The 15278-nt window shown below is 69.9% G+C and carries 13 protein-coding genes and 2 pseudogenes; 8 read left to right on the forward strand and 7 right to left on the reverse strand.

Annotated elements, in window-relative coordinates; all coding sequences use genetic code 11:
* Positions 1-63 precede the first annotated feature (63 nt).
* Both ACGFYP_RS01430 and ACGFYP_RS01435 read right to left on the reverse strand, forming a co-directional pair.
* Positions 64-2148 (reverse strand): SpoIIE family protein phosphatase, encoded by a 2085-nt coding sequence (locus ACGFYP_RS01430; RefSeq protein ID WP_393485240.1) that lies wholly within the window; start codon positions 2146-2148, stop codon positions 64-66.
* 295 nt (positions 2149-2443) lie between these two features.
* Entirely contained in the window at positions 2444-2764 is a 321-nt protein-coding gene (locus tag ACGFYP_RS01435) for a hypothetical protein (RefSeq protein WP_393485241.1), read from the reverse strand.
* Positions 2765-3070: 306 nt separating this feature from the next.
* On the opposite strand from ACGFYP_RS01435, the gene ACGFYP_RS01440 reads away from it, so the two are divergent.
* From ACGFYP_RS01440 to ACGFYP_RS01465, 6 genes and pseudogenes are all read left to right on the forward strand, one after another.
* Positions 3071-3556 carry a cation:proton antiporter regulatory subunit gene (locus ACGFYP_RS01440; protein ID WP_393485242.1) on the forward strand — a complete coding sequence of 162 codons (486 nt, stop codon included), beginning with the start codon at positions 3071-3073 and terminating at the stop codon, positions 3554-3556.
* 4 nt (positions 3557-3560) lie between these two features.
* Positions 3561-3806 (forward strand): annotated as a pseudogene (locus ACGFYP_RS01445) (cation:proton antiporter); the annotation flags it as partial.
* 728 nt (positions 3807-4534) lie between these two features.
* A complete protein-coding gene (locus ACGFYP_RS01450) occupies positions 4535-5017 on the forward strand; it encodes a cation:proton antiporter regulatory subunit (protein ID WP_393485243.1) in 483 nt (160 codons plus the stop codon).
* Positions 5018-5023: 6 nt separating this feature from the next.
* Positions 5024-6244 carry a cation:proton antiporter gene (locus ACGFYP_RS01455; protein ID WP_393485244.1) on the forward strand — a complete coding sequence of 407 codons (1221 nt, stop codon included), beginning with the start codon at positions 5024-5026 and terminating at the stop codon, positions 6242-6244.
* 146 nt (positions 6245-6390) lie between these two features.
* Complete coding sequence (locus tag ACGFYP_RS01460; RefSeq protein WP_393485245.1) at positions 6391-7416, forward strand: PucR family transcriptional regulator; 1026 nt, start codon at positions 6391-6393, stop codon at positions 7414-7416.
* Between the two features lie 125 nt (positions 7417-7541).
* Positions 7542-7860, forward strand: a pseudogene (locus ACGFYP_RS01465) (hypothetical protein); the annotation flags it as partial.
* Between the two features lie 441 nt (positions 7861-8301).
* On the opposite strand, the gene ACGFYP_RS01470 reads toward ACGFYP_RS01465, so the two are convergent.
* Positions 8302-8955 (reverse strand): response regulator, encoded by a 654-nt coding sequence (locus tag ACGFYP_RS01470; RefSeq protein ID WP_393485246.1) that lies wholly within the window; start codon positions 8953-8955, stop codon positions 8302-8304.
* Positions 8952-9923, reverse strand: a complete 972-nt coding sequence (locus ACGFYP_RS01475) for a histidine kinase (RefSeq protein ID WP_393485247.1) — start codon at positions 9921-9923, stop codon at positions 8952-8954. Before ACGFYP_RS01475 ends, ACGFYP_RS01470 begins: the two co-directional genes overlap by 4 nt.
* Before the next feature lie 276 nt (positions 9924-10199).
* On the opposite strand from ACGFYP_RS01475, the gene ACGFYP_RS01480 reads away from it, so the two are divergent.
* Both ACGFYP_RS01480 and ACGFYP_RS01485 read left to right on the forward strand, forming a co-directional pair.
* Positions 10200-10670 (forward strand): cation:proton antiporter regulatory subunit, encoded by a 471-nt coding sequence (locus ACGFYP_RS01480; RefSeq protein WP_393485248.1) that lies wholly within the window; start codon positions 10200-10202, stop codon positions 10668-10670.
* Between the two features lie 6 nt (positions 10671-10676).
* The gene (locus tag ACGFYP_RS01485) at positions 10677-11921 is read left to right on the forward strand and encodes a cation:proton antiporter (protein ID WP_393485249.1); all 1245 of its coding nucleotides are present in this window, start codon (positions 10677-10679) and stop codon (positions 11919-11921) included.
* Positions 11922-11996: 75 nt separating this feature from the next.
* Here the strand turns inward: ACGFYP_RS01485 and ACGFYP_RS01490 are convergent, their stop codons facing one another.
* The 3 genes from ACGFYP_RS01490 to ACGFYP_RS01500 are packed head-to-tail and all read right to left on the reverse strand — an operon-like array spanning position 11997 to position 15159.
* Positions 11997-13520, reverse strand: a complete 1524-nt coding sequence (locus ACGFYP_RS01490; protein ID WP_393485250.1) for a potassium/proton antiporter — start codon at positions 13518-13520, stop codon at positions 11997-11999.
* Between the two features lie 31 nt (positions 13521-13551).
* Positions 13552-13833, reverse strand: a complete 282-nt coding sequence (locus ACGFYP_RS01495) for a DUF3040 domain-containing protein (RefSeq protein ID WP_393485251.1) — start codon at positions 13831-13833, stop codon at positions 13552-13554.
* Positions 13834-13860: 27 nt separating this feature from the next.
* On the reverse strand, positions 13861-15159 hold the full coding sequence (locus tag ACGFYP_RS01500) for an SLC13 family permease (RefSeq protein WP_393485252.1): 1299 nt from the start codon (positions 15157-15159) through the stop codon (positions 13861-13863).
* Positions 15160-15278 lie beyond the last annotated feature (119 nt).

Here is a 15278-nt window from a genome sequence, read left to right on the forward strand (position 1 = left end):
GCACCCACGTCGTCATCGCCGCCACCCGCAATGGACTCGTCCAGCTCACAGACGGAATCCCGGTCACTCCCCGTACCGAGCCTGCGTCCGGGCGATGAGCAGGGCGACATCGTCGTGGTCGCCGGGGTGCCGGAGCTCGCGCAGCAGGAGGTCGCAGGTGTCCTCCAGGTCGCGGTGGGGGCCGGCGAGCAGGGTCAGGAGGAGGCCGATGCGGTCGTCCAGGGGCTGGTCGCGGGTCTCCACCAATCCATCGGTATAAAAAACCAGCTGGTCCCCGGGGCTCAGGTCGAGGAGTGTGGTGTCGAAGGGGACGCCGCCCACCCCGAGCGGGGCTCCGGTGGGCAGGTCGAGCAGTTCCGGGGGGCGGCCCGGTCGCATGAGGACCGGTGGCAGGTGTCCGGCCACCGAGATGCGGCACCGCTGGTCGTGCGGATCGTAGACGGCGTAGACGCAGGTGGTGAACGTGTGGTCCATGCCGGCGGTCGCCTGGTCGAGATGGTGCAGGACCTGCGCGGGATCAAGGTCGAGCTGGGCCAGGGTGCGGGTGGCGGTGCGCAGCTGCCCCATGGTCGCGGCGGCGTCGATGCCGCTGCCCATGACGTCGCCGATGATCAGGGCGGTCTTGTCGGCCGGGAGGGGGATGACGTCGAACCAGTCGCCGCCGATCTCGCTGGTGGCGCCGGCCGGCTCGTAGCGGTGGGCGATGCCGAGCCCGGGCCGGTGCGCGGGCCGGTTCGGCAGCAGGTTGCGCTGGAGGGCAAGGGCGGCATGGCGCTGGCTCTGGAACCAGCGGGCGTTGTCGATGCACACGGCCGCGCGTGCAGCGAGCTCGCCGGCCAGAGTGACATCGTCCTCGTCGAACGGCGCCGGGTTACGGGCGCGCATCAGGCCGACGGCGCCGATCACCTCGCCGCGGGCGACCAGCGGTAGCACGAGGTACGAGTGGATCCCGGCCGCGGCGAGAACCGCGGCCGAGTCGTCGTCCCGGGCGAGACGGCGCATGTCCTGACCGGTCATCCTCGCCCGCACGACGGGGCGGCCGGTGTTGACGCAGTGGGTGACCAGACGGTCTGCGGCGTATTCGACGAGGTCACCGACAGGGTCCGCGGCCTGCGCGGCCTCGGTGGGGTACGCCGATACCACCGCCAGCGCCCGGAAGCGCGCCGGGCCGGTCGGCGCCCCGGTGGTGCGCAGGCCCTGCAGGACGCTGTCGAGGACATCCACCGTGGCCAGGTCGGCCACCTCAGGCACGCACACCCCGGCCAGCTCGCGTGCCGTCTGCCCCAGGTCGAGGGTGGTGCCGATCCGCACCGAGGCGTCTGCGACCAGTGCCAGGCGGTGCCGCGCCCGGGCCGCGTCGGCTGCCGCCCGGTGCTGCGCGGTGACGTCCACCACCGAAGTGGCCAGGCCCAGCACTCGCCCGGCAGGGTCCTCCAGTCGGTAGAACGAAACCGACCAGGCATGCTCCTGGCCGGGATCGTCCGGGATGTGCCCGACTGTGAACCGGTCCAGCACCGGGACTCCCGTGGCCAGGACTTCGCGCATCTCCGACTCGATGGCGTCCCCCCTCAGAAACGGCGGAGTCTCCCCCACCGTGGGCCCGGCACGGTCTTGGGCGGGGCGGCCGTTCATGTCTTCCAGCGCCGGGTTGACCAGCACGAACCGCAGCTCGGTGTCCATGACGCCCAGCCCGATCGGCGACTGGGAGATCAGCCGCAGGGACAGGGCCAAGTCTCGCTCCACGCGACGCAACGTTGCCTGGTCGGTGGCGATTCCCAGCGCGTAGCGGCCTCCCCGGTCGTCCTGCAGCCGCATATTGCGGAACTCCACCAGCCGCGTGCTGCCATCCTTGTGCCTGACCGGGAAGCCGCCCGCCCACCGCTGCCCGCTCTCCATGACATGGGCGAACAGCTCGATGACCAGATCGAGGTGCTGCTCGTCGACCAGCAGCCGGCCTGCGAACCGCCCCAGCGCCTCGTCGGCGGAGTATCCGAACAGCTCCTCGGCCTGCGGGCTCCACAGCGCGATCCGCCCGCCGTCGTCCAGCACCACAGCGGCCAGACTCAGCACGTCCAGCAGCCCGCCGGAGGCTGCCGGGCTCTCATCCGCCCCGCCGACCTCGGCCCGGAACGCATCGGACGTACTCACTCCGGCACCCTTTCCGCTCATCCGTACCGCAGCAGTCCGTACCGGCCGGACCACAGGTTCCGATCTCCTCTCACCCGGTACCGTTCCATCGTCTCTCCGAACCGGCGGCCGGGCGCTCCTCACGGGCTGCTCCGCACGCCCGCGCGCAGTCGAACGTGGCGGGGGCCGGCGCGGCCGCGGCGGGCGTCCAGGCGTCGCCGACGTCGGAGCAACGCGGGTTACCACTCGGCGGCGTCTACGGAACCTGACGGCATCGGGCCACGTCACGGACAAGGCATTGTGCGGGTCTCTGCGGTCAGTGTGTGAGTCTCCGGTATGCGGCGCGGGCGTGGGCGAATCGGGCGATGGCCGTCCCGATGACGGCGGCGGCGAGCAGGCAGGCGAGGCGTCCGGCGTCGTGCGGGGCCGTCCAGGTGAGCCGGCCCATGGGCGGGATGGCGAAGCCGTTGAGGATGATCCAGCAGAGCAGGGCGGTGCCGGGTGCGGCGGTGAGGCGGGCTCCTGTGCTCACGAGCGCGGCGATCACCGACAGTGCGATGAGGTCGAGGGTGGGGTCGCCGTGGTGGTCGAGGAAGTTGAAGGCGGTGACCAGGGTCAGGGCTGCGGCCGAGGTCACGGCCCAGACGGAAGGCGTAGCGGCGGGGCCGGGGACGGGGCGGGGTCCGCCGCTGATCGGTTTCCATTCCAGCAAGCGAGCCTCCTCCGCTCCTGGTCCCCGCCGTCGGGGCCCTCGCCATGGTGCACCACCACCGCCTGATCACCTGAACCGCGCGGCATGAGCATCCCGGCCTGGGCGAGGACGAGCGCTCGATATGCCCGTATCTCGTCCAACTTCGCGTGATTCGCGCGGCGATAAGGTGGCCGAGGGTGCGCGGTGGCGCATCCGTCCTCTGCCGAGACGCCACGGACCTGGGGGTTCGCCATGCCCGCTCCGCGCCTGAGTCGTACTCCCTTGCCGGGCATCGGGGTCCGCTACGACCTCACCACGCGCGAACACCGCCGGCTGTCGGTGATCGCCCATCGCGACGGCGCCCGGACGCTTAACGCCCACAGTGGGGATGATCCCGACGAGTGCGCGCTCTCGGTGAAACTGACGGGCCGCGAGACAGAGGCGCTGATCGACGCGCTGATGCCGTCCCATCACAGCCCCAACCTGCTGTCCACGACCGACCTCGGACTGGTGGCGGAGCGAATAGAGCTCTCCTCGGCGTCACACTGGAACGGGCGAGTGCTGGGTGAGACCAGGATGCGCACGGAGACGGGCGCCTCGATCGTCGCCGTTCTGCGCCGCTCGGGCGCGATACCGTCGCCCGCCCCGGACTTCCGTCTGTCGGGTGGGGACACGTTGATCGTCATCGGCACCCGCGAGGGCGTCGAGGCCGCCGCCGCCATCCTGGACCGGGGGTGACCGGATGCACTCCACGGCTGTCTTTCCTGATCGAGTCAGGCGTGATCATCCTCGGCCTGGGGCTGCTGGGGCGTTTCGTCGGCCGTTGCCAGTGCTCCCCGATCCCCCTCTACCTCCTGGCCGGCCTCGCCTTCGGCAAGGGCGGGCCGCTCCCGCTGGGCACAGCGAGGAGTTCGTCGCGATCGGCGCCGAGATCGGCGTCATCCTGCTCCTGCTGACGCTGGGACGGCGAGCAGCGGCCACGGGAATACCCGGGTGCGGGACTCACCCCCTGGGGTACTCCTGCCAACCACGGCAAGGCCCTCGCCCTGAGTGTCACGGCCCTGCTCCAGGACGGCGTCCATCCTGACGAGCAAGCGGCCTGCTGATGACGACAGTTCGCACGGGTCGATCCGGCCATCGAGCCCCAAGCTCCAAGCTCCAAGCTCCAAGCTCCAAGCTCCAAGGGAATTTACACCCTGTTATCCACTTTACAGAGATCGCCCCTTATCTCCTACGCTAGAATCCTTTACCGAGCCATTACGCTCTGTTGAGCGCATGGGCGCTCATCTTTGCGGACTGTCGTTGGCGGTCATGAGTGTCGGTCGAACGGGGGGAATGACGTGCGGCGACGTTTCAACGCCTTGGGCCTGCCCCACGCCCACCCTGGATACGGCTACTCCTCGTCCCGTGCCCTCCGGACAGTCCGTATCGACAACGCGCCTCGCGGCAGCGTTCCTGATACCGACCGCAGCGGCTCCGGCGGCCAGCACCTCTGACGCATCCGCATTACGAGTGCGCACATCTCCAGGACCCCGTACCTGACGCTCCGTGCGCCTTGAGGTCCGCACGAAGGTCACCGGGTTTCGCCGTGCACCGCTGAGAGCACGCCGGCAACTCCCCTCGGGCCGACACACCGGGCCCCACACCCAGCGAGTCCGGCACGGACCGTCGAACCGTCACCAGCACATCCATCACGCTTCCGTACTGGAGCACGCCATGGAGCTCACCGCTCATGTCAGCAAGACCGCCCTGCCCGGGGGCGGCAACCGCTGCGACCTCACCACCGAAGTCGGCCGCCACCTCTCCGTCGAGGCCCGTCAGGACGGCCGACGCATCCTCGCGTTCCATGTCCCTGATGACGACGACACCTGCCGGGACTTCGCTCCCCTCACCCCGCACGAGGCGACCGCACTGGCGCAGCTGCTCACCCCCGACCCCGTCGTCCACCTGCACCGGCACATCGAGATCGACCTGGTCACCGAGCACATCGCCGTCACCAAGGGGTCGCCGTACGCCGGGCGCTCGCTCGGCTCCACCCAGGCGCGCACGCGCACCGGGGCATCCATCGTCGCCGTCCTGCGCCACGCCGCGGCGTTCCCCTCGCCCGCACCCGACTTCCGCTTCGCGACGGGCGACACCGTCGTCGTCGGCACCCGCGAACGCGTGGACGCCGTCGCCGCACTCATCACCGGAGGATAGAGGCCCGTGCACAACACCACAGTCATGCTCATCGAGCTCGGAGCGATCATCCTCGGCCTGGGACTCCTCGGACGACTCGCGGGACGCGTGGGCTTCTCCCCCATACCCCTCTACCTGCTCGCCGGACTCGCCTTCGGCCACGGCGGCGTACTCCCGCTCACCGCGAGCGAGGAGTTCACCGCCACCGGCGCCGAGATCGGTGTCATCCTCCTCCTGTTGCTGCTCGGCCTGGAGTACAGCGCCTCCGAGCTCGTCGCCAACCTGAAGACCCAATACCCCTCCGGCGCAGTCGACTTCGTCCTCAACGCCGCGCCGGGCGCGGCCGCCGCACTCCTCCTGGGCTGGGGACCCGTCGCGGCCGTCGCCCTGGCCGGCGTCACCTGGATCTCCTCCTCCGGCGTCATCGCCAAGGTCCTCGGCGACTTCGGCCGCCTTGGCAACCGCGAAACCCCGGTCGTCCTCGGCGTCCTGGTCATCGAAGACCTGGCCATGGCCCTCTACCTGCCCATCCTCACCGCTCTGCTCGCAGGCGTGAGCCTCGCGGGCGGCGCCCTCACCCTGCTGATCTCGCTCGCCACCGTCGGCGCCGTCCTCTACCTCGCCCTCCGCCACGGACGGGTGATCAGCCGCGCCGTCTCTTCCGACAACGCCGAGATGCTCCTTCTCGTCGTCCTCGGCCTCACGCTCCTCGTCGCCGGAATCGCCCAGGAACTCCAAGTCTCCGCCGCCGTCGGCGCCTTCCTCGTCGGCATCGCCCTGTCCGGCGAGGTCGCCGAAGGCGCCAGCACCCTGCTCACCCCGCTCCGCGACCTGTTCGCCGCCGTCTTCTTCGTCTTCTTCGGCCTGTCCACCGACCCCGCCGACATCCCGCCCGTCCTCGTCCCCGCCCTGATCCTCGCCGTCGTCACCGCCCTGACCAAGATCGCCACCGGCTGGTACGCGGCACGCCGCGCCGGCATCAAGACCGCGGGCCGCTGGCGCGCCGGAGGCACCCTCGTCGCCCGCGGAGAGTTCTCCATCGTCATCGCCGGCCTCGCCGTCGGCGTCGAGCCCCGCATCGGCCCACTCGCCACCGCCTACGTCCTGATCCTCGTCATCCTCGGCCCGCTCGCCGCCCGCTGGACCGAACCCCTCGCCCGCCGTCTCACCCGCCACCGCCCCACGCCCCTGGCGCAGGTCTCCATGCCCGCGGCGGAGCGTATCGACCCGGCGCGCACGGGCAGTTGATCAAGCCGGGCGGGCGGGCGCGGCATACCGCATCGGAAGCACTCCGGCGCAGCCGACTCGCAAGCACACGACCACGAAGCGAATCGTCACTTCATCAAGAATCAGGGAGAAGCCGACCGGTGCATGAGACAACGTCGACGAAGTTCTTGGACGGATACGGCCAGATCATCGCCGAGGCGTCGACGACCGGCCGCCGCCTTACGCGCGCCGAGCTGGAATCACGCCGTGCGCTGGGCGCACAGGCAGCCGAAGCCGGGCATGGCTGGCGCGCCCTGGTCCGCAGCCATCTCGCGGCCAGCCGCGTCGGCCGACCCGCGTCCACCGACCTGGACAGTGTGCTGATCGCCGTCGAGCAGGCCATCGACGCCTTCGCCGAAGGGTACGAGCACGCGCAGCGGCTCGTCGTACGGAGAGAGGAGGCAGCACGGCGCGAGTTCATCGACGACCTCCTCCATGGCCGCGGAGATTCGGGGTATCTCTCCGCTCGCTCGGAGCGCTTCGGTTTGCGTCTGTCCCGCACGCATGCGGTCGCGGTCGCCGAAGGGCCCGCGAAGTACAACGAAACGGACCCCGTGCCCAGGGAGGTGGAGGCCGGCCTGTTCGCCCGGTTCGAAAGCCGCCGCATCCTGTTCACCACCAAGGACGGCCGCATGGTGTGCATCACTCCGGCCGACCAGGACGACGTACTCGTCCACTTCGCCAAGCGAGCGCACGCGGCGACCGACGGCGGCCAAGTCGCGATCGGGCGGCCCCGCCCGGGGGCGGGCGGCATCGGCCACAGCTACGAAGAGGCCCTCAACGCACTCGACGTCGCCCGCCGCATGGGCATCGAGGAGCCACTTCTGCGCGCCGCAGACCTGTTGGTCTTCCCCGTCCTGGCCCGCGACCGGCAGGCGTTGGTGGACCTGGTGGACAGTACGCTGGGCCCCCTGGAGCAGGCACGCGGCGGCCCGCACCCCCTCATCCGCACCCTCATCGCCTATTTCGACGCCGGCTGCGTCGCCACCGAAGCCGCGCGACGGCTGTCGTTGAGCGTACGAGCCCTCACCTACCGTCTGGAACGCATCCAGACCCTCACCGACCTCAACCCGAACGACCCCATGCACCGCTACACGCTCCACACCGCGGTCATCGGTGCACGGCTGCTCGACTGGCCGACCAGACGGACCTGACTCCGGCCAGCGACTTCGTACATCGGCTGCAGTCGGCCGGCGGGAGGCGCGCACGAGAGCGGCATCAAGAGCGCGTAGGGCTTGCCGGAGACCGGCAGTGAAGTTCTGTACGAGGCGATGCGACGATGCCGAAGACGGCGGAAGCGGTCCAGCAGCCGAAGGAGCGGGGACATGGTCCGGTTCTCGGTCTCGGCATCGGGGGTCTGGTGCTGCTGGTCCTGTCCCTGGTCTTGGACGGGGTGCTGGAGGGGGTCCTCGACGGTATCGGCGGGGGGCTCGACGGGTTTCTGTCGTTGCCGGTGATCGCCGGGTTCCTGTCGATGCTGGGCTTCACCGGCAACGATCGCACTCGGCGCCACCGGCCTGGGGGTGGGGGCCGCCACTGGTGCGGGCGTGGCCACGGGGGTTGGCGCCGCCTGGCTGACCTGGAGGTTCAGCCGGGCGCCCGCCGCCCCGACCTCGCCAACCCCGACTCCGGTGGCGAACACCCCCAACTGCTGTGGGACCTCCACCCCGGCTACGTCCTTCGCTCCCAGGACCGCGTCGTCATCGCAGCAACCCGCCAGGGCCTCGCCGAACTCCTCAGAACGGCACCATCCCACCGCCCCACCCAGCGGTGACTCCAAGCCGGAGACTGCTTCCGCCCGCTCCGAGGGCAGCTTCCTCCTCGACACAGCGAATGACGTGCAGCGGCTTTCGGCTCGGCGGAAGAGTGTCAGGCCAGGCAACAGGACATCGCAAGCCGCGGACTTCAGCAGCAAGAACGGTTCCGACTCCGCGACAGGTGACGCAATACGACGAGACACTGCATGGGCGAAGGCTCATGGCCGCTTCGGGCAGCGTTCCATCTGACAGCTTTCAGCCTGCTGGGGCAGCGGTGGTCGCTTACGGTTCGATGAGGCCGACGCGGATGGCGTAGCGGGTGAGTTCCAGGCGGTCACGCAGGCCGAGCTTCTGGAGCAGGTTGGCACGGTGGCGCTCGACGGTCTTGGCGCTGATGACGAGGAGGTCGCCGATCTCTTTGGAGGTGTGGCCCTCGGCGACGAGTTTGAGGATCTCCTCCTCGCGTTCGGTGATGGGGCGGGCGGGCAGGGGGGCGCCACTGCGGGCTCGATCGAGGTAGGTGCGGATGAGAGTGGTCTCGGCGCCGGGGTAGATGAAGGGTTCGTCACGTAGGGCGGCGCGGCAGGCTTCGACGAGGTCGCGGTCGGCGACGGACTTCAGGACGTATCCGGAGGCGCCGGCTCTGAGCGCTTCGAAGAAGTACTGCTCGTTGTCGTACATCGTCAGCATCAGGGTGCGTAGGTCGGGGCGGATGCGGGCGAGTTCGCGGGCGGCTTGGAGGCCGGTCTGACGGGGCATGGCGATGTCGAGGATGGCCAGGTCGATGTCCTGGTCGCGGGTTTGGGCGACGGCTTCGGCTCCGTCGGCTGCCTCGGCGACGACGATGAGGTCCGGTTCGGCGTCGAGGATGAGGCGTACGCCGCGGCGGACCAGGGCGTGGTCGTCGGCGAGCAGGATGCGGGCCGGTTCGGTCATCGGGTGTTCTCCCCGGGGTGGTGTTCAGCGCTGGCGCCTGTGACGTTCAGACGGACTTGGGTGCCGCCGCTGGGGCCGGCGCCGATATGGAGCTCCGCGCCGATGAGCAGCGCGCGTTCGCGCATGCCGCGGATGCCTGCTCCTTCGGGCGCCGATCGGAGTCCCTGGCCGGTGTCGTGGACCAGCAGGCCCACTCCGCCGCCGGGCAGCGCGCGCAGGTGTAGTTCGGCCGCGCGTGCGCCGGAGTGGCGGGCGGTGTTGGTCAGCGCCTCTTGGGCGATGCGGTAGAAGACAAGTTCTGTTGCTGGTTCCAGCAGCGGCAGGCCGGGGGTGATGTGTGTGTTCACACTCAGGCGAGAGGTGGTGAACTCGGCGGCCAGGGCGCGCAGGGCGCTGTGAAGGCCGAGTTCCTCCAGCACGCCGGGGCGCAGGCGGCGGGCGATGCGGCGGATCTCGTCCAAGCTCGCACGGGTCGTTTCCTGGGCCTGGTGGAGGTCCTCGCGTACGGGGGCAGGGGCGTGGTCGGCCGCGTGTTTGATCTGGAGGAGTACGGCGGTGAGGGTCTGGCCGACCTCGTCGTGGAGTTCCTGGGCGATGCGCCGGCGTTCGGCTTCCTGCGCGGACAGGACCCTGCCGGAGCTCGCGGCTCGTTCGGCTTCGAGACGGCCGAGCATGGCGTTGAACGATTTCGTCAGTTCGGCGATCTCGCCGGTGCCGGTGACCGTGGTGCGGTGGCCGGGCTGGAGGAGGTCTGCCGTGGCCATGGCGCGGGTCAGGCGCTGGAGCGGTGCGAGTCCGATCCGCAGCAGGGCGGCGTTGGCGATCAGCATCGCCACCAGTCCGGCGATCAGGACCAGGGCCTCGCCGAGCAGCACGGGGGTGGAGACGGTGACGGGGCCGAGGAGCAGGAGGACGGCCGTGACGAGGACGGCGGCGTTGAGGAGGAAGATCCGCCAGTACAGCGACATGGTCCCGTGCCTTTCTCGGTGGGCTCCCACCTTCACTGTCGCCGCGTTGCGTCCCGACGTCATCTGGGCGCTGACCTGCGGTGGACCTATTGCCCCGTCTCAGCCTGGCTGGTTGTGGCACCCCTTGTCCATCCGTGGCGACACCCATATCCCGGCCCTGTTCGCACCTGGCAACATGAACTCTCGCCGCGCCGGATCACCTGCCCGATCCCGCCGCGCTTGGCACCACCATCGCAAAGATCGAACAGAGGGGGACGGGCTGTGCCTGCTCCACGGATGAGCACCACACCACTGCCGGGGATCGGCGTGCAGTACGACCTCACCACGCGCGAGCACCGGCATCTGTCGGTGATCGCCCACCGGGACGGAACCCGCACCGTCAACGTCTACCGGGCCGACGATCCCGACGCCTGCGCGCAATCCTTGCACCTGACCAGCGGCGAGACGGCTGCGCTGATCGACGCGCTGATGCCGGCGCACCACAGCCCGAACCTGCTGTCCACCACCAGCCTGGGGTTGGTTGCCGAGCGCATCGAGCTGTCCGCGCACTCGTACTGGAACGGCCGGGTGCTGGGCGAGACGCGGATGCGGACCGAGACCGGCGCGTCGATCGTGGCCGTGCTGCGGCGGGCGGAGGCGATCCCCTCTCCCACGCCCGAGTTCCGGCTTGCCGGCGGGGACAGGCTGATCGTGATCGGCACCCGCGAGGGCGTCGACGCTGCGGCCGCAATACTGGGACGGGAGTGAAGCCCTGTGCACTCCGCAGTGTTCCTGATCGAGTTCGGCGCGATCATCCTCGGCCTTGGCCTGCTCGGCCGGGTGGCGGGCAGGCTCAAGTTCTCGCCCATACCCCTGTACCTGCTGGCCGGCCTCGCCTTCGGTGAGGGCGGGGTACTTCCCCTGCCCGCCAGTGAGGAGTTCGTCGCGATCGGCGCCGAGATCGGCGTCATCCTCCTCCTGCTGATGCTCGGCCTGGAGTACACCGCCAGCGACCTGGTCTCCAACCTCAAGACCCAGTACCCCGCGGGTCTGGTCGACTTCACCCTGAACGCCGTGCCCGGCGCCGTCGCCGCGCTGCTGATGGGCTGGGGGCCGGTCGCCGCGGTCGTGCTCGCCGGAGTCACCTGGATCTCCTCCTCCGGCGTCATCGCCAAGGTGATGGGCGACCTGGGCCGCCTGGGCAACCGCGAGACGCCGGTGATCCTCAGCGTCCTGGTCCTCGAGGACCTTGCCATGGCTGTCTACCTGCCCATCATCACCGCCCTGCTGGCCGGCGTGAGTCTGGCGGCCGGCAGCGCCACCCTGGCCATCGCCCTCGGCGTCGCCGGGGCCGTCCTGTTCGTCGCCGTACGCTACGGACGATTGATCTCCCGCTTCGTCTCCAGCGACGACCCCGAGAAGCTCCTTCTCGTGGTCCTCGGCCTGACCTTGCTGGTGGCAGGCATCGCGCAGCAGCTCCAAGTCTCCGCCGCCGTCGGCGCCTTCCTGGTCGGAATCGCCCTGTCCGGCGAGGTCGCCGAGGGCACCCACACGCTGCTGAGCCCCCTGCGGGACCTGTTCGCCGCGGTGTTCTTCGTGTTCTTCGGCCTGCACACCGACCCGGCCAGCATTCCGCCGGTCCTGCTGCCCGCACTCGCGCTGGCTGTCGTCACCGCCCTCACGAAGATCGCCACCGGCTACTGGGCCGCGAAGCGCGCCGGCGTCGGCGTCAAGGGCCGCTGGCGCGCCGGCGGAACCCTGGTCGCCCGCGGCGAGTTCTCCATCGTCATCGCCGGTCTCGCCGTCACCGCCGGCATCGAACCGGCGCTGGGACCGCTGGCCACCGCGTACGTCCTCATCCTGGTCGTGATCGGGCCCCTGACCGCCCGCTACACCGAACCCTTGGCCGCCTGGATCAGCAAGCGCCGCGGCCCTGACGGGCCGCACCCGGCCGCGATGCCCGCCTCGGCGGAGGCACGGGAGGCCGTACCGGACCAGGACCGGGCCGGCCACGCGTGAGCGAGGACGCCTGGGCGGCGCTCACCTGCACGCACACCGGCCGTATCGCTGTCCGCCGCCGCAGGCGCTGACCGCTCAGCGCCCGCCGCTCGGGGGCGGTGGTTCGAGGCGTCCGTGTTCGCCGAGCCAGCGGGCGAGTTTGCCGCGCCGTCCGATGGCACGCAGCCGCTGTTCTGCCGCTTCCCTGACGCCAGGTGTGGTGACCAGGAGCAGCTCATCACCCCTGTGCAGGACAGTCTCCGGACTGGGAACGAGTGTGATGCCGTCGCGGACGATGAGGGTGATCACGGTCGGTGTCGGTAGTCGGAGCTCGGCGACGGTGACGCCGTGGAGTCGTGATCCGGGCGGGATGGCGACGGTGAGGAGGTCGGCGTCCAGGATGTCCAGGGGCGCGGCTTCGACCTGGATCTCGCGCAGCGCACCTGGGCGGGTCAGCCCCAGTCTGCGGGCCACCGCAGGCAGGGTGGGGCCCTGGATCAGGGTGAAGACCACGACGAGGACGAAGACGATGTTGAGCAGGTGCCGGGCGCCGTCGACGGCCGCGACGATGGGGAAGGTCGCGAGCACGATGGGGACAGCGCCGCGCAGACCCGCCCAGGAGATGAACACCTGCTCCCGCAACGGGACGCGGAAGAAAACCATGGAGGCGACGACCGATACCGGCCGGGCGACGAGCAGGAGGACGAGACCCACGGCGAGGGCGGGCAGGACGGCGGAGGGCAGTTCGCTGGGGTCGACGAGCAGGCCCAGCATGACGAACAGGCCGATCTGGGCGAGCCAGCCGGTGCCCTCGGCGAACGAGCGGGTCGCGGCCCGGTGCGGAAGGCTGGAGTTGCCCAGGACCAGGCCGGCCAGGTAGGCGGCGATGATGCCGCTGGCGTTCGCGGCGCCGCCCGCGGCGAAGGCGATGATGCCGAAGCCGACAGTGGCCAGCGGGTAGAGGCCGGTGGCAGGCAGAGCGACATGCCGCAGGGCGGCGACCCCGATCCGGCCGATCAGCAGACCCAGCACACCGCCGACAACCAGCTGGTAGATCACGTTCCCGGCGATGTACGCCGGCTCGGGCAGGTCGGCGGCCGCGGTGGAGAACACCAGCACCAGGATGATGGTCGGGGCGTCGTTGAACCCGGATTCCGCCTCCAGCAGCCCGGTGACCTTCTGAGGCAGCGGCAGAGCGCGCAGGACGGCGAAGACGGCGGCGGCGTCGGTGGAGGAGACGATCGCGCCGAGCAGGAGCGCCAAGTGCCAGTCCATGCCCAGGAGGAAGTGCGCTCCGGCGCCCGTGACGGTGACCGAGAGGGCGACGCCGACGGTGGCCAGGACTCCGGCCGGAGCCAACAGGCGTCGCACATCGGCCCACTGGGTGGTCAACCCTCCTTCGACGAGAATGATCGCCAGGCCGGCGGTGCCCAGAGACTGCGCGAGCTGCGCGTCGTCGAACTCGATGCCGATGACGTCCTCACCGGCAAGGACTCCGACCGCGAGGAAGAACAGCAGGCTCGGCAGCCCGATCCGGTGGGCAGCACGGGCGGCGGCGATGCTGACCATGAGGACGCTGCCCCCGACCAGCAGGACCAGGTACAGCTGCTGCAGCGTCACTGTCGCTCCCGGCGTACGGGCCCGTACCGGGTCATGACCTGGGCGGCCGGATACGGCGCCCCCGGGCGGACTGGAAGAGGTTCACCGCCATCGCGGTCATGACCAGCCCGGCCGCGAGCAGCAGTCCCTGGGGCAGGACAACACCGGCGACCACAGCCGCAAGCGCGACAGCCGATGCGAGCCAAGCGCCGCCCAGCCGGTACTCACGGGGCCGCCGCCGACGGCGCTCGCCCAGCCCGCGGGCGGAACGCGGATCGTCGCGCCGAAGCCTGGCTTCGAGGTCGGCGATCCTGTCGTCGTCCGGATCCGACATGGCTTCACCTCCTTCATGGTCGTCGGCTCAGGCGAGCGCGAAGTAGCGCAGCCACACGTACAGGCCGGCGACAGCAGTGGTGACGGCGGTGACGATCAGCCCGTACCGGCTGAACTGCCAGAACGAGATGTGATGGCCCGCGCGGTCGGCGATGCCGACAACGACGACGTTGGCGGAGGAAGCGATGATCGTGGCGTTGCCGGCCAGGTCGGCCCCCAGTGCGAAGGACCACCACAGCACCACGGCGTGCTCGAGGCCGCCGGATGCGGTGACGATCTCGGAGACGACCGGGCTGACCGAGGCGACGAAGGGAATGTTGTCGATCACGGCCGAGGGCACCACCGAGCCGAACAGCAGCGCCATCGACGCCCCGAACAGCTGCCCCTCGGTCGCCCGGGCAGCGGCCTGCCCGAGGTCGGTGATGATCCCTGTCTGCACCATGGCGCCGACCATGACGAAAAGCCCGGCGAAGAACGCCAGCGTCTCCCACTCCACATCGCGCGCGACTTCTCTGGCGTTGAGCCGGGATACAGCCAGAAGCACCAGGCCCCCGCTTATGGCCACCACCGAGGGCTCAAGGTGCAGACTGGTGTGCAGGACGAAACAGACCATCACGATCACGACGACCACGCCGCTGACGGCAAGCAGCCGCCCGTCCTTGATCGCGTCCCGCTCACGCATCTCCATCACCTGCGCCGCCCGCTCGGCGTCGTACACAAAGGCGGAACGGAACATCCACCGGGCCATCGCGGCGAACACGATGACCAGCAGCGCGGCGATCGGTGCCATGTGCAGCAGGAAGTCGTTGAAGGACAGCCCGGCTCGCGAGCCGATCATGATATTGGGCGGGTCACCGATCAGCGTGGCTGCGCCGCCGATGTTGCATGCCATCACCTCGGCGATCAGGTACGGCACAGCGGGCAGGCCGAGCCGTCGGCACACCACGATCGTCACGGGCGCGATCAGCAGGACAGTGGTGACGTTGTCCAGCCAGGCAGACAGGAACGCGGTCGCGAGGATCAGCAGGACCATCAGCCGATACGGTCGCCCGCGGGCTCGCTTCGCAGCCCAGATCGCTACGTACTCAAAGATGCCGGTCCGTTTGAGGACGGCGACGATCAGCATCATGCCGAGCAGCAAGAAGATGACATCCCAGTCGATCCCTGCCCGCTTGGAGAAGAACGCATGCTCGGGGCTGGTCGCCCCGAGCAGCAGCATGACCACCGCGCCCCCGAGCGCCGCAGCCACCCGGTGGACCCACTCGGTCGCGATCAGCACATAGACGGCAGCGAAGACCGCCAAGGCCAACCACGTCGTCACACTCACGGCGGCACCACGTCGAAGTCAGGGTGGACCGAAACGGGATGCCCTCCGTATGTGAAGGGACACAAAGGGGTCATCGGCGCGGACTCCGTTCGTGCCGTGGCCACGAACACACAGGCTGC

Origin of the sequence: Streptomyces sp. NPDC048370, assembly GCF_043200825.1 — a bacterium.
Taxonomy (GTDB): domain Bacteria; phylum Actinomycetota; class Actinomycetes; order Streptomycetales; family Streptomycetaceae; genus Streptomyces.

What these genes read in the sequence shown, in the direction of transcription:
- ACGFYP_RS01440 (WP_393485242.1), top strand. Translation starts at nt 3,071, where the DNA reads ATGCCCGCTCCGCGCCTGAGTCGTACTCCCTTGCCGGGCATCGGGGTC.
- ACGFYP_RS01450 (WP_393485243.1), top strand. Translation starts at nt 4,535, where the DNA reads ATGGAGCTCACCGCTCATGTCAGCAAGACCGCCCTGCCCGGGGGCGGC.
- ACGFYP_RS01470 (WP_393485246.1), bottom strand. Translation starts at nt 8,955, where the DNA reads ATGACCGAACCGGCCCGCATCCTGCTCGCCGACGACCACGCCCTGGTC.
- ACGFYP_RS01475 (WP_393485247.1), bottom strand. Translation starts at nt 9,923, where the DNA reads ATGTCGCTGTACTGGCGGATCTTCCTCCTCAACGCCGCCGTCCTCGTC.
- ACGFYP_RS01480 (WP_393485248.1), top strand. Translation starts at nt 10,200, where the DNA reads ATGAGCACCACACCACTGCCGGGGATCGGCGTGCAGTACGACCTCACC.
- ACGFYP_RS01495 (WP_393485251.1), bottom strand. Translation starts at nt 13,833, where the DNA reads ATGTCGGATCCGGACGACGACAGGATCGCCGACCTCGAAGCCAGGCTT.